This window comes from Sphingopyxis indica (assembly GCF_032879645.1).
Classification (GTDB): domain Bacteria; phylum Pseudomonadota; class Alphaproteobacteria; order Sphingomonadales; family Sphingomonadaceae; genus Sphingopyxis; species Sphingopyxis indica.
The window spans coordinates 808,948-829,841 of the sequence record NZ_CP076394.1; the positions used below are offsets into that span (position 1 = coordinate 808,948).

The following is a 20,894-nucleotide window of genomic DNA, read 5'->3' on the forward strand; positions in this document are numbered from 1 at the left end:
GTCGATGGGAAAATTTTCACTGCGTCGGTCGCGCGGCCGGGCTGGCGCCACGACGAGTGGTGGGTTAGTCGCGGGATGATGACGCTGATCCGCCTCTCCCTGACCGACTTTCGCAATCACGCCGGCGCGGATCTGGTCGCGGCGCCGGGGCTCGTGGCGCTGTACGGCGATAATGGCGCGGGCAAGACCAATATATTGGAAGCGATCTCGCTGCTCGCGCCGGGGCGCGGCCTCCGCCGCGCGCCGCTGGCCGAGATGGTGCGCGACGGCGCGAGCGGGGGCTTTGCGGTCTTTGCAGAGGTGCTTGCGGGGCATCATCCGGCTCCCGTGGCGCTCGGCACGGGGATCGAGCCCGCGCATCCCGGGCGGCGGCTGGTGCGGATCAACGGCAGTCCGGCGGCGGCGGCCTCGCTCGGCGACTGGCTCGCGGTGCTGTGGCTGACGCCGGCGATGGACCGGCTGTTCGTCGAGACCGCGGGCAATCGCAGGCGCTTTCTCGACCGGCTCGTGCTCGCGCTCGACCCGCGCCATGCGCAGCACGGCAATCGTTACGAGGCGGCGATGCGCGCACGCGGCAAATTGCTCGCCGACCTCGCCGCCGCCGATCCGCAATGGCTCGCCAGCCTCGAGGCGCAGATGGCCGAGCATGGCGCCGCGATCGACGCGGCGCGGCAGCACATGCTGGCGGCGCTGTCGGCCGAACTCGCCCGGCAGCCCGACGCGCCCTTCGCGCGGCCGCTGCTGACGCTCGTCGACAGCGAGGGCGCGCCGCGCGATGCGCCGTGGACGGTCGAGGCGCTGCGCACGCTGTTCGCCGGGCGGCGGCGGATCGACGCGGCGGCGGCGCGCGCGACCGCGGGGCCGCACCGCGACGACCTCGCTGCTGGGCACGCCGCGACCGGGCGCGCAGCGGCGCGTTGCTCGACCGGCGAGCAAAAGGCGATGCTGCTGTCGCTGGTGCTCGCGCACAGCGATTGCGTGGCGCGGCTGCGCGGTGCGCGGCCGGTGCTTTTGCTCGACGAGGTTGCGGCGCACCTCGACCCGTCGCGCCGCGACGCGCTCTACGATCGGATCGCTGCGCAGGGCGGGCAGGCGTGGCTGACCGGAACCGAGGCCGCATTGTTCGATGCGATGCCCGCGCCGGTCACGCGCTTTCGCATCGCGGACGGGCGGATCGCCGCGGGCTAGCGGTGGCCGGCAAAGTCCGGCGGTCAAAGAGGCTGGACCCGACCGGCTTGCAAGTTCATGATAGGCGCATGGATATGGCACCGACCTGGTTCACCGGCCAGCTGCTGCTCGCGCTGCCCGGCATCGGCGATCCCCGCTTCGAGCATTCGGTGATCGCGATGATCAGCCATGACGAAGACGGCGCGATGGGCATCGGGATCGCCGACCCGATCGACGGGATGAGCGTCGGGGCGGTGCTCGACCAGCTCGAGATCGCGCACGACGACCCGCTCGACACGCCCGTCTTCCTCGGCGGCCCGGTCGAGCCGTCGCGCGGTTTCGTGCTCCACTCGGACGATTGGGGCGGCGAGGGTGCGGTGCAGGTCGCCGGTCGCTGGATGATCTCGAGCTCGCACGACATATTGCGCGCGATCGGCGAGGGGCGCGGGCCGTCGCGCTGGCTCGTCGCGCTGGGCTATGCCGGCTGGTCGCCGGGGCAGCTCGAGGAGGAATTGGTGCGCCACGGCTGGCATGTGACGCCGGGCAGCGATGCGCTGTTGTTCGATACCCCGCCCGATCAGCGCTGGCAGGCCGCCTTCGCCGAAGCGGGGGTCGACGCGCGGCTGCTGACCACCGAGGGCGGCGAAGCCTGAAAAAGAAGGAAAGCCCCTCCGGCCGGAGCGGAGGGGCGTGTCGAATCAGCGCGCGAGCGCGATCTGGGCCCGGCCGGCGTCGAGATTGGCGAGCGCGGTGCGCGCGGCCCAGCGCGAATCCATATAGTCGCCGCTCGCGAGTTCGAGGTCGTAGCGGATCGGGCTCGCCGCGGCGGCCTCATAGGCGGTGCGCGCTTCGTCGGTGCGGCCGAGGCGCGCATAGGCGGTGCCGAGGTTGATCAGCCGCGACGGATCGCGCGCGTCGAGCGTCGTGTCGCTCGTCAATTTGGCAACCGCCGCTTCGTTCTGGCCTGCCTTCAATTCGGGATAGGCGACCGGCAGCACCATCGAATCGGGCTGCGGCGCGGTGACCACGACGATCGATTGCGCCGTGGCAGGGGTTGCGAAGGCCAGTGCGACGAGCGGAAGCAGGATTTTTTTCATCGAAACTATCTCCCCAAAAACTTTAGGAGATTTTCCGTCCGCGGCGCCGAAAAGTCAATATTTCGGCCTATGTGTCACACAGGTGTCACATAGGCTTTTTATGCTCATCGCAAGCCGCATTATAAGTCTTGATTTCCATAATCTTGGCTGAGGCGACTCGGTGTCACAAATCTGCGCTGCCGATTGTCACAATCGGCGCGCCTCAAAATTTTTTTCGCGCCGCCGCCGAATTGGCGGCCTGCGAATCGTGCGCGCTGGTCTCGCGCGGGCCGGCTCCGGCTTGCGATATAAAGAATAGTTTATATTTGATGGGAGGCGCGCTTTGGGCTAAGGCGCGCAATATAATTGCTCGCCATTTCGGGCCGCGCCCAAGCGGCCGCAAACCGCCTGACAGGAGATATCGACCGTGGCCACTCTCGCCGCCGACGCCCGTGACTATGTGATCGCCGACATCGGCCTTGCCGATTTCGGACGCAAGGAAATCGCGATCGCCGAAACCGAAATGCCGGGCCTGATGGCGCTGCGCGACGAATATGGCGCGGCGCAGCCCTTGAAGGGCGCGCGCATCACCGGCTCGCTGCACATGACGATCCAGACCGCGGTGCTGATCGAAACGCTGAAGGCGCTCGGCGCCGACGTGCGCTGGGCGACGTGCAACATCTATTCGACGCAGGACCACGCCGCCGCCGCGATCGCGGCGGGCGGCACGCCGGTGTTCGCGGTGAAGGGCGAAAGCCTCGCCGACTATTGGGACTATGTCGGCCGCATCTTCGACTGGGGCGACGAGACCGCGAACATGATCCTCGACGACGGCGGCGACGCGACCATGTTCGCGCTGTGGGGCGCGCGCGTCGAGGCGGGCGAGGAATTGTTCGAGCCGACCAATGCCGAGGAAGTCGAATTCGTCCGCGCGCTGAAGGCCTTCCTCGCCGCGAAGCCCGGCTATCTCACCAAGAGCGTGCGCAACATCAAGGGCGTGTCCGAAGAAACGACGACGGGCGTTCACCGCCTCTATCAGATCGCCAGGGAAGGCAAGCTGCCTTTCCCCGCGATCAACGTCAACGACAGCGTCACCAAGTCGAAATTCGACAATCTCTATGGTTGCAAGGAAAGCCTCGTCGATGCGATCCGTCGCGCCACCGACGTGATGCTCGCGGGCAAGGTCGCGTGCGTCGCGGGCTTCGGCGACGTCGGCAAGGGCTCGGCGGCGAGCCTGCGCAACGGCGGCGCGCGCGTGCTCGTTACCGAAGTCGATCCGATCTGCGCGCTGCAGGCGGCGATGGAAGGCTATGAGGTCGTGACGATGGACGAAGCGGTCGGCCGCGCCGACATCTTCGTGACCGCGACGGGCAACGCCGACGTCATCACCGCCGAGCATATGGCGGCGATGAAACCGATGGCGATCGTGTGCAATATCGGCCACTTCGACAGCGAAATCCAGATCGCGGCGCTCGCCAACTACGACTGGACCGAAGTCAAGCCGGGCACCGACCTCGTCAAATTCCCCGACGGCAAGGAAATCATCATCCTTGCCAAGGGCCGCCTCGTGAACCTCGGCTGCGCGACGGGTCACCCGTCGTTCGTGATGTCGTCGAGCTTCACCAACCAGACGCTCGCACAGATCGAGCTGTTCACCAACGCCGGCGACTATCAGAACCAGGTCTATGTGCTGCCCAAGCATCTCGACGAAAAGGTCGCCGCGCTGCACCTCGAGAAACTGGGCGTGAAGCTGTCGAAGCTGACACAGAAGCAGGCCGATTATATCGGCGTGCCGGTCGAAGGGCCATTCAAACCCGATCATTATCGGTATTGATGTTCGCCACTGAGCGGCGGTGGGGCCACACCGTTCGAACGAAAATGGCGCCGGACGATTCCGGCGCCATTTTCGTTCTATCCGGCGTGCGTCAGCAAGACCAAAGTTGCGGCGGAGCGGCCCACCGCTGCGGGCGAGCCGACGTCCGGTGATTGAAACGCCTCCGCACTGTCGATAGGGCGGGTCAATGCCTGTTGCACCGCAGCCCCCTTTCATCGCCCGAAGAGCGCGACGCCGATGACGTCGTCGCCGGGGGCGCTGTTCGCATTGGGGCTGTTCGCCGCGCTGTGGTTCTTCGCCGGGCTGTGGGCGGTCGGGCGCGGGATTGCGATGCAGCGCCGCTCCGCCTTCGTCGCCGCGCAGACCGAGCGGCTCGCGAGCCTGGTCGACGCGTCGCCCTATCTGCCCGTCGTCGTGCGCGCCGACTGGCGGATCGAGGCGGGCGAGCGGCTCGGGCGCTGGCTCGGCCTTGAGGGCGGGGTGCGCAATTTCGACGAGTTGGCGGGCGCCGACTGCGGCCTCGACCGCGCGGGGCTCGACACGCTGCGGCAGGCGATTCTCGGCGCACAGCGCGGCGCGCGGCCCTTTACCCTGAGCTTGCGGCCGCAGGCGAGCGGCCGCACGATCGTCGTCCACGGCGCCCCCGCGCCGCAGGCGGTCGGCGGCCCCGGCTGCGTGCTGCTGTGGCTCAGCGACGCGACCGAAGGACAACAGGCGCTCGCCGACATGCGCCGCGAGCGCGACGAGGCGCTCGGCGCGTTCGAGGCGCTGTCGGGGCTGATCGAGGCGGCGCCCTTTCCGATGTGGTTCCGCGACACCGAGCTTCGCCTCGCGCTCGTCAACGACGCCTATGTGCGCGCGGTCGAGGCGGCGAGCGCCGATGCGGTGATCGACGGCGGCATCGAACTGTGCGAGCCCGTCGCGGGCATCGGCGCGATCGAAGCGGCCGAGGCGGCGCGCGCGGCGGGCAGCGCGCAGATGCGCACCATCCCGGTGACGATCGAGGGCGAGCGGCGGATGATGCGCGTCGTCGACGTTCCGCTCGCGCCGCAGGACGGGGCGCCGATCGGGGTTGCGGGCTATGCGATCGACGTGCAGGAACTCGAAAGCGAGCGCGGCGCGCACCGGCGCTTCGCCGACGCCCAGCGCGAGCTGCTCGACCGGCTGTCGGCGGCGGTCGCCCAATTCGGCCCCGACCAGGGCCTGCTCTTCGCCAACCAGCCCTTTCGCCGGCTGTTCGAGGTCGAGGCGGAAGAGGTCGCCGAAGGCAAACCCTTCGCGCGGCTGCTCGACGCGTGGCGCGACCGCGGGCGCACGCCCGAGGTGCGCGACTATCCGCAATGGCGCGAGGCGCGCGTCGGCTGGTTCGCGCTGCCCTATGCGAGCGAGGAGGAATGGCTGCTGCGCGACGGGACGCATCTGCGTGTCGTTGCGCAGCCGACCCCCGACGGCGGGCTGCTCCTGATCGCCGAGGACCGCACCGAACAGGTCCAGCTCGCGGGTGCGCGCGATACGTTGCTGCGCGTGCGCACCGCGACCTTCGACAATCTGTTCGAGGCGGTCGCGGTATTTGCGCCCGACGGGCGCTTGCACCTGTGGAACCAGCGCTTCCGCCGGCTGTGGGTGGTCGACGAAGGGGCGCTGGCAGCGCATCCGCGCGTCGATGCGCTGATGGCAGGGCTCGCCGACCGGCTCGCCAAGCCCAATCAGGCAAGTCTGATGCAGGAGGTGATCCGCGCCGCGACGCTCGAACGCACGCAACGCGGCGGCCAGATCCGGTTCGCCGACGGGCGCCATTTCGACTTCGCCGCGATCCCGCTGCCCGACGGCAATGCGCTGCTCATCATGCTCGACATCACCGACAGCCGGAAGATCGAGGTGGCGCTGCGCGAGCGCAACGAAGCGCTCGAGGCCGCCGACAAGGTCAAGACCGCCTTTCTGTCGCGGATGAGCTATGAGCTGCGCACCCCGCTGACTTCCATCGGCGGGTTCGGCGAAATGCTGCGCGCGGGCTATGCCGGCAAGCTCAGCGAGCCGCAGAGCCAATATGTCGAGGCGATCATGGACTCGGTCGGGGTGCTGTCGCGCCAGATCGACAATGTCCTCGACCTGGCGCAGGGCGAGGCGGGGACGCTGGCGATCGAGCGCGTCGCGGTCGATGTCCGCACCCTGCTCGCCGAGGCGCTCGACGATGCCCGCTCCTTCGCCGAGGCTGAGGGGATCGAGCTTGTCGGCGATCTTGCCGAGACGATCGGGACGATCGGCGGCGATGCCTCGCGGCTCGCGCGGCTCGTCGCGGGGCTCGTCGACAATGCGATCCGCTATACCGCGCCCGCGCGCCGCCACGGCGGGCGCGTGCTGCTCCATGCGTGGGGCGATGCCAAGGGGGTCGAGATCATCGTATCGGACAATGGCCCCGGTATGCCCGACGCGGTCGCCGCGGTGACCGAGGGGCAGCAGACGGCGACGACGAGCGGCGGCATCGGCCTCGCGCTTGCGCGCCAACTCGTCGCCGCGCACGGCGGCTCGATGGAGGTGGTAAGCGAAAGGGGGCAGGGGACGATGGTGCGCATCCTTTTGCCGCGGGCCGAATGACGCCATTTCGTTGCGACTATAATCTCGACGAAGCCGGACGCATCGGTGCGGCGATCGGCCGGGCGCTGGCGGCCGGCGACGTCGTGCTGCTGTCGGGCGATCTCGGCGCGGGCAAGACGACGCTTGCGCGTGCGATGCTGAAGGCGCGCGGGCTCGCGGGCGAGGCGCCGAGCCCGACCTTCGCGATCGTCCAGCCCTATGCGCCGCCCGAGGTCGATTTGCCCATCGCACATGTCGATCTCTATCGGATCGAAAGCGCCGACGAGCTGATCGAACTCGGGCTCGACGATTATCTCTATGACGGCGCGCTGCTGATCGAATGGCCCGAGCGGCTGGGCGGCGAGGCGTGGCCGGAAGCGCTTGCGCTCAGCATTTCGGGAAGCGGCGACGCGCGCGTCTTGACAGCGACGGTGCCGCCCGCTTGGGAAACGCGATGGCCGCTCCGATGATTCCGCCCGACCATGCGCCCGCCTTTCTCGCCGCGCACGGATGGGGCGACGCGCAAATCCGCCCGCTCGCCGGCGATGCGTCGTTCCGCCGCTATTTCCGCGTGACGGCGCCGGGGCGGCAGGCGGTGCTGATGGACGCGCCGCCGCCGCACGAGGACCCGCGCCCCTTCATCGCGGTCGCCGAATGGCTGTGCGCACGCGGGCTGACCGCGCCGGCGATCCTTGCGCGCGACCTCGACAAGGGGCTGCTGCTGATCGAGGATTTCGGCGACATCCGGCTGCGCGAGACGCTCGATGCGGCGCCGCACGACGAATCCGACCATTATGCCGGCATCACCGACCTGCTCGTCCATCTGCACAGCGAGCCCCCGATGGAAGGGCTGCCGGTACACGGGCTCGACCAATGGCTCGATGAGGTGATGCTGTTCACCGACTGGTATTGCCCGGCGATGGACATCGAGCCCGACCGCGACGCGTTTCGCGCGGCGTGGCAGGCGGTGCTCGCGCCGGTCGAGGCCGACGGCCTGCCGCGCGTCACCGTGCTGCGCGACTATCATGCCGAAAATATCATGCTCGTCCCCGGGCGCGACGGCATCGCGCATTACGGCCTGCTCGATTTTCAGGACGCGCTTGTCGGCCATCCCGCCTATGATCTCGCCTCGGTGCTCGAAGATGCGCGGCGCGACGTCTCGCCGGCGGTCGAGGCGGCGATGCTCGATCGCTATGTCGCCGCGACCGGGCAGGGCGAGGCGTTTCGCACCGCCTATTGGGCGCTCGCCGCGCAGCGCAACACGCGCATCCTCGGCGTCTTCGTGCGGCTGTGGAAGCGCGACGGCAAGGAGGGCTATCGCCGCTTTCAGCCGCGCATGTGGGGGCTGCTCGAACGCGATCTCGCGCACCCGGCGCTTGTCCCCGTCCGGATATGGTTCGACGCCAATGTCCCCGCGGCGAAGCGCGCGGAGGCGTGGATGGAGCGGGGGATATGAGCGCGAAGATCGAAAGCGCGATGGTGATGGCGGCGGGGCTCGGCAAGCGGATGCGTCCCTTGACCGCGACGCGCCCCAAGCCGCTGGTGCGCGTCGCGGGCAAGCCGCTGATCGACCATAGCCTCGACCGCATCGAGGCAGCGGGTATCGGCCATGTCGTGGTCAACGTCCATTATCTGGCCGACGCACTGGAGGCGCATCTGTCGGCGCAGAAGCGGCCCTTCACCATCGCGATTTCCGACGAGCGGGGGCAACTCCTCGAAACCGGCGGCGGGATGGTCAAGGCGCTGCCGCTGCTCAGGGGCGACCCGATCCTGATCGTCAACAGCGACAATATCTGGACCGACGGGCCGCAGGACAGCATCGCGAACCTCGCGCGTCATTGGGATGCGGGCAAGATGGACGCGCTGCTGCTCGTGATCCGCCAGGCGAGCGCGACCGGCCATGGCGGCAAGGGCGATTTCCACATGGACGCGGCGGGACGGCTGTCGCGGCGGCGGCCCGGCCGTATCGCGCCCTTCGTCTATACCGGCGTCCAGCTCGTATCGCGGCGCTTTCTGGACGGCGCGCCCGAGGGGCCATTCTCGACCAATATCCTGTGGGACCGCGCGATCGACGCGGGGCGGCTCTATGGCGTCGCGCATATGGGCCAATGGTTCGACGTCGGGACGCCCGCCAGCATCGCGCCGACCGAAACCGCGCTGACACAGATGTGACGGGCCATCCCCGTCATTGCGAGGAGCCGAAGGCGACGCGGCAATCCAGGGTTGCGCAAACCGCTCTGGATTGCTTCGCTGCGCTCGCAATGACGCGGCGTGAACTCGATGGCTGATGCCAAGCCCACCCTCTTCTCGATCCCGGTTCACCGGGCCTTTGCCGATGCGCTCGCACAGGGGCTGATCGACTGCTATGCCGACGGGGCGCTCGGGCTCGCCGAGGGGCTGATCCTGCTCCCAAGCAATCGCGCGCGCGGCGCGGTGCAGGCGGCGTTCGTGCGCGCTGGGGGCAAGGGGCTGCTGATGCCGCGGCTCGCGGTGATCGGCGACGCCGACCTCGACGAAAGCGTCGGGCTGGCGCTCGACGCGCTGGACGGGACCGAGCCGATCCCGCCCGCAATCGACCCGCTGCGCCGCCGCCTGCTGCTCGCCGAACTGATCGAGCGGCACACGCCGGAGGGGGAGGCGCCGATCGGGGGCGCCGCCGCCTTCCAGCTCGCCGACGGACTCGCGCGCGTGATCGACCAGCTCCATTATGAGGAAGTGCGACCGCGCGCGCTCACCGACCTCGACCTCGGCGCCTTCGCCGAACATTGGCAGGCGTCGCTCGGGCGGCTGCGCCTGCTCGTCGATCATTGGCCCGCGGTGCTCGCGGCGACGGGCAGCATCGACCGCGCCGAGCGCCGCAATCGCCTGCTCGACCGGGTGAGCGCGGGGTGGTGCGCCGCGCCGCCCGCGCGCTTCGTCGTCGCGGCGGGCATCACCACCGCCGCGCCCGCGATCGCGCGGCTGCTGCGCACGGTCGCCGGCATGAAGCGCGGCATGGTCGTGCTGCCGGGGCTCGACCAGGCGATGGCGCGCGAGCAATGGGACGCGCTCGGTCCGACGAAGGCCGATCCTGAAAATCCCGCGCGCCCGCTCGAAACGCACCCGCAATATCATCTGAAGCTGCTGCTCGACCGCATGGCGGTGAGCCGTGAGGAGGTGCAGCCATGGCCCGCGGCATCCGCCTTCGACGGGCCCGAGGCGCGCACGCCGTTCGCCTCGCTCCTCTTCGCGCCCGCCGACTATAGCGCGCGCTGGCAGGCGGCGGGCGACCTGTCGGCGGCGACCGCCGGCATAAGCGGCGCGGTGTTCGCCGACGACGGGCAGGAAGCACAGGGGATCGCGCTGCTGATGCGCGAGGCGATCGAGACGCCGGGACGCACCGCGGCGCTCGTCACCCCCGACCGCGCGCTTGCCGAGCGCGTCGCGGCTGCGCTCGCGCGCTGGGGGATCAAGGTCGACGATAGCGCCGGCCAGCCGCTGGCGCGCACCCCGCCCGGCGCGCTGCTGCTGCTGCTCGCCGAACTCGCGGCCGATTTCGATTCCGTGAAGCTGGTGTCGCTGCTCGGCCATCCGCTCGTTCGCAAGGGGGAGGAGCGCACGGCATGGCTCGACCAGCTGCGGCGGCTCGACCTGATCTTGCGCGAACCCGGACTCGAGCCGGGGTGGCCGGGCGTGACCGCGCGGATTGCGGGGCGCGTCGCCGATCCGAAGGCGCGCGGGCATGGGCGCGCGGTCGAGGTCGAACCATGGTGGCGCGAACTGGCGGCCGCGCTCGAAGCCGCGCTCGCGCCCTTCGCGGCGGGATCGCAGCCCCCCGCGGCCCTGCTGTCGGCCTTGCAGGCGGCGCTCGACTATCTGACCGGCGATGCGGTCTGGGCCGGCCCCGACGGGCGGATGCTCGCCGGGCTGTTCGACCAGTGGGCGCTCGCGCGCGGCGACGGACCGGCGCGCGTCGATCCCGGCGACTTCCCCGCGATGCTGGGGCAGTTGCTCGCGCAGGCGAGTGTGCGGCCGCCCTATGGCGGGCATCCGCGGCTGTTCATCTGGGGGCTGCTCGAGGCGCGGCTTCAGCGCGCCGGCCTGATGATCCTCGGCGGGCTCGACGAAGGGCGCTGGCCCGCCGCGACGCAGCCCGACCCGTGGCTCGCGCCCGGCATCCGCCGCCTCCTCGGCCTGCCCGCGCCCGAGCGGCAGCAGGGACTTGCGGCGCATGATTTCGCGGGCGCGCTCGGCGCGAGCGAGATCGTCGTCACGCGCGCGCAGCGCAGCGGCGGCGACCCCGCGGTCGCCTCGCGCTTCTGGCTGCGGCTGACCGCGCTCGCGGGCGACCTTCCCGAACCCGCACCCGGCGGCGTTCCGCTCACCCGCCTCGCCGCGATGCTCGACGTGCCGCCGGGCGACCCGCAACCGGCGGCGCGCCCCGCGCCCTGTCCGCCCGTGGCCAACCGCCCGCGCAAGATCAGCGTTACCGCGGTCGACCGGCTCGCGCGCGATCCCTATGCCTATTATGCGAACGCGATGCTCGGCCTGTCGAAGCTCGATCCCTTGAGCGCGGCGCCCGATCCGCGCTGGCGCGGCACGCGCGTTCACAAGCTGTTCGAGGACTGGGTGCGCGACGGCGCGACGCGCGAGGGGTTCGAGGCCGAACTCGACGCGCTGCGCCACGACCCCGCGCTCGACGCGATCGCGCGCGCCTTCTGGCTGCCGCGCGTCGAGCCGGCGCTGCGCTGGGCGGCGGCGCAGCTGCTCGATGCGGAGGGGCGCAAGCCGCTCGGCGTCGAGCTGCGCGGCGAAACGGTGGTCGACGGGATCACGCTGCACGGCAAGGCCGACCGCATCGACCGCGACGCCGAGGGACGGCTCGCGATCGTCGACTATAAATCGGGCGGGGCGCCGAGTGCGAAGGCGGCCTATGACAGGCTCGACAACCAGCTCGGCCTGCTCGGCCTGATCGCGCAGCGCGGCGGCATGGAGCGGATCGACCCCGCCGAGGTCGCGAGCCTCGAATATTGGAGCCTGCGTCCCGACCGCCGCGCGGGCGGCGCCGGCAAAATTTCGAACATTTATGGTCCGCGCAGCGGGCTGAAGAGCGCCGGGGAAGCGATCGACCATGCCGCCGACGCGCTCGCCGACCTCGCCGCGCGCTACCTGATCGGCGATGCGCCCTTCGCGCCCGGCGAGGCCGCGGGCTATGGCGATTACGACCAGCTGATGCGCCGCGACGAATGGTTCGGGCGCGGGGAGGGCGGGTGATGGCCGCGCCGTTCAAGCGCCTCGACGATCTCGACCCGCGGCAGGGCGCCGCCGCCGACCCCGAAAGCCATGTCTGGCTCGGCGCGTCGGCGGGGACGGGCAAGACGCAGGTGCTCTCGGCGCGCGTGCTGCGGCTGATGCTGGACGGAGTGTCGCCGGACGCCATCCTCTGCATCACCTTCACCAAGGCGGGCGCCGCCGAAATGGCGCACCGCATCCACGAACGGCTCGCGGCGTGGGTGCGAATGGACGACGGCGATTTGCGGCTCGACCTGCGCGCGCTCGGGCTCGACTGGGACCGGCCCGGGCTGATCGAGCGCGCGCGATCGCTGTTCGCGACGGTGATCGACAGCCCCGGCGGGGCGATCCGCGTCCAGACGATCCACGCCTTTTGCCAGACATTGCTCGCCAGCTTCCCGCTCGAAGCAAAGCTGCTCCCCGGCTTTCGCGCGATCGAGGAGGATGAGGCGCGCGCGTTGCAGCGGCAGGTGCTGAACGAATTACTCGAAAGCCCCTCCCCTTCAGGGGAGGGGTTTGGGGTGGGGCCTCGAAGCCTCGCGCAAGGCCGCGGAGCCCCACCCCCGGCCCCTCCCTTGGGAGAGGAGAGCGACCTGCGCGACGCCGCCGCCATGCTGTCGCGCCGGCTCGGTCCCGATGCGGCGCTGTCCTTTCTGTCGAGCTGCGCGCCGATATTCGGCGGGCCGGCGGCCGCATTGCCGCCGCGCGCCCACGATCTGCGCGAAGCCTTCGGTCTGCCGACGGGCGATCCCGATGCCTGGCTGGTCGAAGAGGTCGCGGCAGGCGCGATCGCCGCCGACGACATCCGGGCGGTCGCGGCGAGCGGCGCCAATTGGGGCACCAGGACCGGGCTCGCCTGCAACGATGTGATGATCGGCTGGCTGATTGCCGACGCCCCCGCGCGCGCGGCGATGCTCGACGAACTGCTCGGCTGTTTCCTGACCGGCAAGGGCGAGCTGCGCGCCGATTTCGCGGGCGAGAAGGGCAAGATGCGCGACTGCCTCGATGCCGCGGTGCGGATCGTCGAGGCGGCGCAGCGCCTGCGCACGACCGCGGCCGCGATGCGCGTCGCCGACGATCTCGCCGCCGCCTGGCATCTCGGCAGCCGCTTCGCCGAGGCCTATGCGCTCGCCAAGCGCAAGGCGGGGCTCGCCGATTTCGACGATCTCATCACGCTCGCGGGGTCGCTGCTGCGCGTCAGCCACTTCGGCGAATGGGTGCGCTTCAAGCTCGACCAGCGCACCGATCATATTCTCGTCGACGAGGCGCAGGACACCAATATGCGCCAGTGGGGCATTGTCCTCTCGCTCGCCGAAGAGTTTTTCGCGAGCGCGCCCGACGATGCCGAGCGCGTCCGCACCCTCTTCACCGTCGGCGATCGCAAACAGGCAATCTTCGGCTTTCAGGGCACCGACCCGCGCGCCTTCGGCGCCGCGCGCGACCTGTTCCACGGGCTCGGCGAGCGCGCGGGGCAGGCGTTCCGCCAGGTCGATCTCGTCTCCAACTATCGCTCGACCCCCGCGGTGCTCGCGGTCGCCGATGCGTGGCTCGCGGCGGGCGGCGCCAAGGCGATGGGACTCGACGGCGCCGAGCCGCCGCACCGCCCGTTCCGCGACGCGCACGCCGGGCAGGTGGAGCTCTGGGCGCCACTCCCCGTCGGCAAGGCGCTCGATGCCGAGGCCGAGGAGGGCGACGGCGACGATGGCGGCGACGGCACGGCGCCCGCGTCGGACCCTGCCTCGATGCGCCTCGCGCGCGCGCTCGCCGACGAGGTCCGCGAGTGGACCCTGCACGGCAAGGACGGGCGGCCGGTCGCGCCGGGCGACATCATGATCCTCGTGCGCCGCCGCCGCGACCTTGCGGCACGGATCGTCGCACGGTTGCAGGCGCTGCACGTCCCCGTCGCCGGCGTGGACCGCTTTGCGCTGACCCAGCCGCTCGCCGTGCAGGACCTGATCGCGGCGATGCGCTTCGCAGTGCAGCCGCACGACGACCTCAACCTCGCGGCGCTGCTCGTCTCGCCGCTGATCGGCTGGACGCAGGAGGAACTTTATGCCCGCACGCGGGCGCGCGGGCGTGCGGCGATATGGGAGCATCTGCGCGCGACCGAGGGCGATCTGCCGCCCGCGACGATGGCGGCGCTGCGCCAGCTGCTCGCCATGGCCGATTTCACCACGCCGTTTCGCTTCCTCGAAACCATATTGTCGGGGCCGATCGACGGGCGGCGCAAACTTTATGCGCGGCTCGGGCGCGAGGCGCGCGATCCGATCGACGAGTTGCTCAATCAGGCGCTCGCTTTCGAGGCGCGCGAGACCGTCTCGCTGCTCGGCTTCCTGACCGCGGTGTCGGGGAGCGCCGCCGACATCAAGCGCCAGACCGAGGCGCGCAGCGACGTCGTGCGCGTGATGACCGTCCACGGGTCGAAAGGATTGCAGGCGCCGATCGTCATCCTCGCCGACGCGACCGACGACGCCGGCATCGGCCACCGCCCCTTCAGCGTCGATGCTGCGGGGTGGGAAAAATTGCCGGTGTTCGCGCTGCCGGCCGACGAACGGCACGGCAGGCTCGCCGAGGCCTATGACAAGGCCGCGCTTGCGGCGGCCGAGGAGCATTGGCGGCTCTTCTATGTCGCGATGACGCGCGCCGAGGAAATTCTCGTCGTCGCGGGGGTGACGAAAAAGCCCGACCGCAGCGTGCCCGAAGCGAGCTGGCACGCCGCGGCCGAAGCCGTACTGACGGGCCTGGGGTGCGATTGGGAAGAGGCGGGGCCGCACTGGGGCCGTCGCCGCGTCCACCGCGCCAATGCGGGCAAATGGGCAAAGGTCGCCAAGACCGCGAAGACCGCGCCGCCGCCGCTCGCGCTCCCCGCCTGGGCGCACGCCGCCGCGCCCGAGGAAGCGCGCCCGCCGCGCCCGCTCGCCCCCTCGGCGCTCGGCGAGGACGATGTCGCGGTGCCGCCGCAGGGCAGCGCGCGCGCCGATGCGGTGACGCGCGGATTGCTGCTCCACGGCCTGTTCGAGCGGCTGCCGCCGGTCGCGGCCGAAAAGCGGCGCGACGCCGCGCTGCGCTGGCTCGCGGCGCAGGCGCCGGCGCTGGACGAGGCGGCACGCAGCGCGATGGCGGAGGAGGTGCTGGGCGTTCTCGACGATCCCGCGCACGCCGCGCTCTTTGGCCCCGGCAGCCTCGCCGAAGTGCCGCTGTCGGCGGTCGTCGATGGCATGGTCGTTGCGGGGATCGTCGACCGGCTGCTCGTCACCGACGAGGCGGTGACGGTGATCGACTACAAGACCGGGCGCCAGGTCCCCGCGACCGCCGCCGAGGTCGCGCCCGCCTATCTGCGCCAGATGGCGGCCTATGCGGGCGCACTCGGCGTCATCTTTCCGGGGCGGCGCATCGCGGCGGCCCTGCTCTACACCGCGGCGCCGAAGCTCGTGCAGCTCGACGACGCGATCCTCGCGGCGCACAAGCCCGCCTTCCCGGCTGCCAAGGCGAATTTGCCCTCCGCGCCCCTTGAGCCCGGCGCGCCGACTGCTTAGCTTGGAGAGCAAGAGGGAATTCAGGAGTCAGACTATGGGTACCAAAGCGATCAGCGACGCGAGCTTCCAGTCGGACGTGCTCGACAGCGACACCCCCGTCCTCGTCGATTTCTGGGCCGAATGGTGCGGCCCGTGCAAGATGATCGGCCCGGCGCTCGAAGAGATTGCCGACGAACTGGGCGACAAGGTCGTGATCGCCAAGCTCAACATCGACGACCATCCCGACGCGCCGGCGAAATATGGCGTGCGCGGCATTCCGACGATGATCCTGTTCAAGAACGGCGAGGTCGCCGAAACCAAGGTCGGCGCGGCGCCCAAGAGCGCGCTCAAGGGCTGGCTCGAAGGCGCGCTGTAAAACTCCGTCATTGCGAGCGAAGCGAAGCAATCCAGGGCGGTTTACGCGAGCTCTGGATTGCCGCGTCGCTTCGCTCCTCGCAATGACGAAGGAAGCTCAGCTCCGATAATCGGCGTTGATGCTGATATAGCCGTGCGTCAGGTCGCACGTCCACACGGTCGCGCGCCCGTCGCCGAGGCCGAGATCGGCGCCGATGCGGATGTCCTGTCCTTTGAGGTGCGCCGCCACCGGCGCTTCGTCATAGCCCTCGACCGGCAGGCCGTCCTTCGCGACCATATGGTCGCCGAAGCGGATCGCGAGCCGGTCGCGGTCGGCGGGCTCGCCCGCCTTGCCCACCGCCATCACGACGCGGCCCCAATTTGCATCCTCGCCCGCGATCGCGGTCTTGACCAGCGGCGAGTTGGCGATCGTGAGCGCGACGCGCCTGGCGCTTTCGTCGCTGACCGCGCCCGATACCTGAACTTCGATGAACTTCGACGCACCCTCGCCGTCGCGCACGACAAGCTGTGCAAGGTCGAGCGCCACCTGTTCGATCGCTGCGTAAAGCGCATCCGCCCCGGCATCGTCCCATGATGCGAGCGGCACATTGCCCGCTTGCCCGGTCGCAAAGAGCAGCACCGTGTCGCTCGTCGAGGTGTCGCTGTCGACGGTGATCGCGTTGAAGCTGCCTGCGGTCGCCTTCGTCAGCATGGCCTGAAGCAGCGCCGGCGCGACCGCCGCGTCGGTGAAGATATAGCCGAGCATCGTCGCCATGTCGGGGGCGATCATCCCCGATCCCTTGACGATTCCCGCAACCTCTACCGTGCGATCGCCGACGATCGCGCTCGCATGCGCGCCCTTGGCAAAGGTGTCGGTCGTGCCGATCGTCTCGGCGGCCGCCTCCCACGAGCAGGGCGCGGCGGTCAGCGCGGCGGCGACGCCCTCGCGCGCCTTGTCCTTGGGCAGCGGGACGCCGATCACCCCGGTCGAGCTGACGAATATCTCGCCCGGCGCGCAGCCGAGATGCTCCGCGACCTGCGCCCTGATCGCCTCGACCGCCTCGCGTCCGCGATAGCCGGTGAAGGCGTTGCTGTTGCCCGCGTTGACGATCAGCGCGCGGCCGCTGCCGCCCTTCACCTGCTCGCGGCCCAGTTCGACCTCGGACGAGCAGCAGACATTGCGCGTGAACACGCCCGCGACCGTTGTGCCGGGCGCCAGCTCGATATAGGTCAGGTCGCAGCGATCCCATTCCTTGTAATGTGCGCGCGCGATGCGGCGCGTCACCCCGGCGATGTCGGGAAGGGCAGGGAAGGCGGCGGGCGCAAGCGGCGAACGGCTGGTCATGGTGGAGCGCGTTTAGCTTTCCGGGCCGAAAAGCAAAACCCCTCCCGTTTACGGGAGGGGCAGCGAGACTTGCGAGCTTGCTCGCTAGTCGCAGCGGGGTGGGCAAAGTCATGTCGCTGGCCCACCCCCAACCCCTCCCGCAAGCGGGAGGGGAGATATTACGCCGGAACGCCGCTGATCGCCTTGACTTCCATGAAGTCCTTGAGGCCGAACAGCCCGCCTTCGCGGCCGTTGCCCGACGCCTTGTAGCCGCCAAAGGGCGCGCCGGGGGCCGGACCCCAATTGTTGACCGCGACCATGCCCGCGCGCAGCTTCGGCGCGACCTGGGCGGCCTTGGCGGGGTCGCCCGAAACGACCGCGGACAGGCCATATTCGGTGTCGTTGGCGATCGCGACCGCCTCGTCGAGATCGGCATATTCCATGATCGTCGCGACCGGGCCGAACACCTCTTCCTTGGCGATGCGCATATTCGGGGTGACGCCCGAAAAGACCGTCGGCTTGATGAAGAAGCCGCGGTTGACGTTCGCGGGCAGGCCGGTGCCGCCGGTTTCGAGCGTCGCGCCTTCGTCGATCGCCGACTGGATCAGGCCCTGGATCTTGTCGAACTGCGCCTTGTTGACGACCGGGCCGATATGCGCGCCTTCCTGCATGGGGTCGCCGACCTCAGTGCCGTCGAACATCGCCTTGATGACGCCGACCGCTTCGGCCTTGCGATCCTTTTGCACCAGAATGCGCGTCGGCGCGATGCAGCTCTGGCCGGTGTTGACGAGCACGCCCTGCACCGTCGGCGGCAGCACCTTTTCGAGCTCGGCGTCGGGCAGGACGAGGTTCGGCGATTTGCCGCCGAGTTCCTGATGCACGCGCTTGACCGTGTCGGCGGCCGCCTTGGCGACGAGGATGCCGGCACGGGTCGAGCCGGTGAAGCTCACCATGTCGATCCCCGGATGCGCGGCGATCGCGTTGCCGACCGTCGGACCGTCGCCCTGCACGAGGTTGAACACGCCCGCGGGCACGCCCGCGGCGTCGAGAATCTCGGCAAAGATCGTCGCATTGCCCGGGCATTCCTCGGAGGGCTTGAGGATCATCGTATTGCCCGCGGCGAGCGAGGGCGCGACCTTGAGCGCGATCTGGTTGAGCGGCCAGTTCCACGGCGTGATCATGCCGACGACGCCGATCGGTTCGTAAACGACCTTGTTCGCGCCCATTTGTTCGCTGAAGCTGAAATTCTTGAGCGCCTCAATCGTGCCGAGGAAGCCGCCGATGCCCGCGCCGACCTGCGCGGTCGCGGCAAAGCTGACCGGCGCGCCCATTTCGGCGGCCATCGACTTGGCGAGGTCGCCGGCGCGCTTCTTATATTCCTCGACGATGCGGCCGAGAATTTCGAGCCTTTCCTCACGGCTCGTCTGCGACCAGCTCTTATAGGCCTCCTTGGCCGCCGCGACGGCATCATCGACGTCGGCGGCGGTGCCGAGGATGATCGTCGAGGCGGGCTCTTCGGTTGCGGGGTTGATGACGTCGTGCGGTTTGCCGCCCTTGCTGTCGACCCATTGGCCGCCGATGAAATTCTGCTTGAAATGCTGGTCGCTGCTCATGTCCTGTCTCCCATCGGCGTGAATTTACGTCTCGGATTGCTACCTAGTCGCTATGGTGAATGAATCAAGCGTGATAGGCAGTGGAAGTGTCCAAGGCCGTCCGTGTGTCCCCGCGAAGGCGGGGACCCATCTCCTGCCGGTTCAAGATGACGCCGTTCGGAGATGGGCTCCCGCCTTCGCGGGAGCACACAGTAATATTGTGAAAACAGTAATTTTCTACCGCTTTTCCGCAGCCAGGCGCGACATCAATATCGCGGCGCGCGTCGCCTGCCGCGCGATGCTGGGCAATTCGACCGTTTCCTCGGGGCCGTGGTCGCCGGTCGAATAGGTGCCGAGCCCCGCGAGCGCGTCGATGTCGGGGGCGACGAAACTGATGTCGGCGGCGCCGCGCTTGATCGGGTCGAGCGCCGCCATCTCGGGCAGGCCGAGGTCGCGGTTCACCGCATTGAGCCGCGTCAGCAGCGCGCGATTGCCTGTCGTCGGCGCCATTGCGGGATAGCCGCCGGGATCGAACGCCAGGCTCGCGCCGGTGCCGGGCGCATGGTCGGCGACGATCGCCGCCATCTTCGCCTTCACCCGTGCCGCCTGCTCGCCCGACAGCGTGCGCAGGTCGCCGCGCGCGATCGCGGTCGCGGGAACGATGTTCGTCTTGCCGCTCGCGCTCGCCCGGATCTTGCCGGTGTCGAGGCTCGCCTGCTCGCCGCCCGCGATCAGCCCGACGTTGAAGGTCAAATTGGGCTCGGGCAGCTCGGTGCGGAAACGATGCAGGATGCGCGCGAGCTCATAGATCGCCCCGTCGCCCTGTTCGGGGGTGAAGATGCCCGAGCTGTGTCCGGTCTTGCCGCTCGCGGTCACCGTCCAGCTTTCCGACGAGCGCCGCGCGACCGAGCTCATGTCGGCGCCGCCGTCGCGCACCAGCCCCTCGAAACCGAGCGCGACATCGCTGCGCTTGCCCGCCGCGATCAGCGCGGCGCGCGCCTTTTCGATCGGATCGCCCGCATCCTCTTCGTCGCCGGTCAGGTGGATTTCGATATTGGCACCATCGAGCGTCCCCGCCGCCTTCATCGCGCGCAGCGCCGCGACGATCACCGTCATCCCGCCCTTGTCGTCGCCCGCGCCCGGTCCCTTCGCCTTGTCGCCCATGCGCTCGAAGCGCTGGAAGGGCGAATCGGGTTCGAACACCGTGTCGAGGTGGCCGATGAGGAGCAGGCGCTTGGTATCGGGCCGCCCCTTGTGAACCGCGACCAGATGCCCCGCGCGGCCCGTCTCGGGCATCGGGGTCCAGGTGACGGCAAAGCCCAGCGGTTCGAGTTCGGCGCGCATCATCGCGCCGACCTTTTCGACGCCCGCAAGGTTCAACGTGCCGCTGTTCTGGTTCACCAGCCGCTCGAGCAGCGCGACGTTGCGCTCCTGCTCGGCCGCGACCGTCCTTGCCATCATCTGCTCCGCCGGCGACAGCTTCGCCTGCGCAGGGAGGGCGAGGGCGAGCGGGAGGGCGAGCAGCGCGGCGAGCGATTTCATGGGCGGCAGACTCCTTTGCCGCCCTTGTGGCCGCTCGGCGGCGAAGGAGCAAGCGGGTCAGCCCGGGTCAGGCCTGTTCGTCGACCTCGTCGAAATCGTCGAGCTTCCTGAGCGCGTCATGGGCGACCGAACGCAGCTTCGCGCTGTTGACCGCGAGGCCCTCGGTGTCGTGCCCCGACAATTCGTCGACGGTGAAGGCGACGCGCGTGCGGTCGGGCGCGAGTTCCTCGAAGGTGAATTTCAGGCCCGTCGCGAGCGCGCCGTCGTCGACGCTATAGATCAGATGCGCCTCGCGGGGGATTTCCATCGCGACGGCGACCTTGACCTTATAGGCATCGGGCCGCTGTTTCGGCGCGATCCGCTCGAACCCGGGCTCGCCCTTTTCGACGACCAGTTCATAAAGCCGCGTCGATCCTCCGTTGGTGACGAGCGGCAGGCCGGCGAAGGCGCCGTCGTCGCCGAACATCTTCGCGAACACCGCCTCGCGCGGCGCGGCGACGGTGCGCGTCTGGTTGACGAGCTCGACCGCCTTGCCGCAGCCGCCCGTGACGAGCAGCGCGGCGATCAGCAACAGATGACGCAGCATGGCCATGACAGCTTCCCTTCGACCGAGCCGTTTAGCCGCGTTGCCTTACCAAAGCGTAA

General features: G+C 69.6%; 15 protein-coding genes. 10 read left to right on the top strand and 5 right to left on the bottom strand.

Going from position 1 to position 20,894, the window contains the following annotated elements; translation table 11 throughout:
- Positions 1–78: 78 nt before the first annotated feature.
- Both recF and KNJ79_RS03815 read left to right on the top strand, forming a co-directional pair.
- Positions 79–1,188: a DNA replication/repair protein RecF gene (recF, locus tag KNJ79_RS03810; RefSeq protein ID WP_089215313.1), complete on the top strand. Its 1,110-nt coding sequence runs from the start codon at positions 79–81 to the stop codon at positions 1,186–1,188.
- Positions 1,189–1,256: 68 nt separating this feature from the next.
- Positions 1,257–1,820, top strand: a complete 564-nt coding sequence (locus KNJ79_RS03815) for a YqgE/AlgH family protein (protein ID WP_089215219.1) — start codon at positions 1,257–1,259, stop codon at positions 1,818–1,820.
- Between the two features lie 45 nt (positions 1,821–1,865).
- Here KNJ79_RS03815 and KNJ79_RS03820 read toward each other — a convergent pair whose 3' ends face one another.
- On the bottom strand, positions 1,866–2,264 hold the full coding sequence (locus tag KNJ79_RS03820; RefSeq protein ID WP_317152855.1) for a hypothetical protein: 399 nt from the start codon (positions 2,262–2,264) through the stop codon (positions 1,866–1,868).
- 406 nt (positions 2,265–2,670) lie between these two features.
- Between KNJ79_RS03820 and ahcY the strand changes: the two genes are divergently transcribed.
- The 8 genes from ahcY to trxA all read left to right on the top strand — a co-directional run bounded on the left by ahcY (position 2,671) and on the right by trxA (position 15,813).
- Positions 2,671–4,077, top strand: a complete 1,407-nt coding sequence (gene ahcY / locus KNJ79_RS03825) for an adenosylhomocysteinase (RefSeq protein ID WP_317152856.1) — start codon at positions 2,671–2,673, stop codon at positions 4,075–4,077.
- A gap of 237 nt (positions 4,078–4,314) precedes the next feature.
- Complete coding sequence (locus KNJ79_RS03830; RefSeq protein ID WP_317152857.1) at positions 4,315–6,672, top strand: PAS domain-containing sensor histidine kinase; 2,358 nt, start codon at positions 4,315–4,317, stop codon at positions 6,670–6,672.
- Positions 6,669–7,121, top strand: a complete 453-nt coding sequence (tsaE, locus tag KNJ79_RS03835) for a tRNA (adenosine(37)-N6)-threonylcarbamoyltransferase complex ATPase subunit type 1 TsaE (RefSeq protein ID WP_317152858.1) — start codon at positions 6,669–6,671, stop codon at positions 7,119–7,121. The genes KNJ79_RS03830 and tsaE overlap by 4 nt, the downstream gene beginning before the upstream one ends.
- On the top strand, positions 7,118–8,107 hold the full coding sequence (locus tag KNJ79_RS03840) for an aminoglycoside phosphotransferase family protein (RefSeq protein WP_317153855.1): 990 nt from the start codon (positions 7,118–7,120) through the stop codon (positions 8,105–8,107). Before tsaE ends, KNJ79_RS03840 begins: the two co-directional genes overlap by 4 nt.
- On the top strand, positions 8,104–8,823 hold the full coding sequence (locus KNJ79_RS03845; RefSeq protein ID WP_317152859.1) for a nucleotidyltransferase family protein: 720 nt from the start codon (positions 8,104–8,106) through the stop codon (positions 8,821–8,823). The genes KNJ79_RS03840 and KNJ79_RS03845 overlap by 4 nt, the downstream gene beginning before the upstream one ends.
- A 108-nt stretch (positions 8,824–8,931) precedes the next feature.
- Entirely contained in the window at positions 8,932–11,904 is a 2,973-nt protein-coding gene (gene addB, locus KNJ79_RS03850) for a double-strand break repair protein AddB (RefSeq protein WP_317152860.1), read from the top strand.
- The gene (locus tag KNJ79_RS03855) at positions 11,904–15,458 is read left to right on the top strand and encodes a UvrD-helicase domain-containing protein (protein WP_317152861.1); all 3,555 of its coding nucleotides are present in this window, start codon (positions 11,904–11,906) and stop codon (positions 15,456–15,458) included. Before addB ends, KNJ79_RS03855 begins: the two co-directional genes overlap by 1 nt.
- 34 nt (positions 15,459–15,492) lie before the next feature.
- A complete protein-coding gene (gene trxA, locus KNJ79_RS03860) occupies positions 15,493–15,813 on the top strand; it encodes a thioredoxin TrxA (RefSeq protein ID WP_089215207.1) in 321 nt (106 codons plus the stop codon).
- A gap of 96 nt (positions 15,814–15,909) precedes the next feature.
- On the opposite strand, the gene argJ is transcribed toward trxA, so the two are convergent.
- From argJ to KNJ79_RS03880, 4 genes are all read right to left on the bottom strand, one after another.
- A complete protein-coding gene (argJ, locus tag KNJ79_RS03865) occupies positions 15,910–17,136 on the bottom strand; it encodes a bifunctional glutamate N-acetyltransferase/amino-acid acetyltransferase ArgJ (RefSeq protein ID WP_089215206.1) in 1,227 nt (408 codons plus the stop codon).
- A 158-nt stretch (positions 17,137–17,294) separates the two neighbouring features.
- Positions 17,295–18,728 (bottom strand): aldehyde dehydrogenase family protein, encoded by a 1,434-nt coding sequence (locus KNJ79_RS03870; protein WP_317152862.1) that lies wholly within the window; start codon positions 18,726–18,728, stop codon positions 17,295–17,297.
- Between the two features lie 216 nt (positions 18,729–18,944).
- Positions 18,945–20,249: a M20/M25/M40 family metallo-hydrolase gene (locus tag KNJ79_RS03875; protein ID WP_317152863.1), complete on the bottom strand. Its 1,305-nt coding sequence runs from the start codon at positions 20,247–20,249 to the stop codon at positions 18,945–18,947.
- A 67-nt stretch (positions 20,250–20,316) separates the two neighbouring features.
- On the bottom strand, positions 20,317–20,841 hold the full coding sequence (locus KNJ79_RS03880) for a hypothetical protein (RefSeq protein WP_317152864.1): 525 nt from the start codon (positions 20,839–20,841) through the stop codon (positions 20,317–20,319).
- Positions 20,842–20,894: the final 53 nt, after the last annotated feature.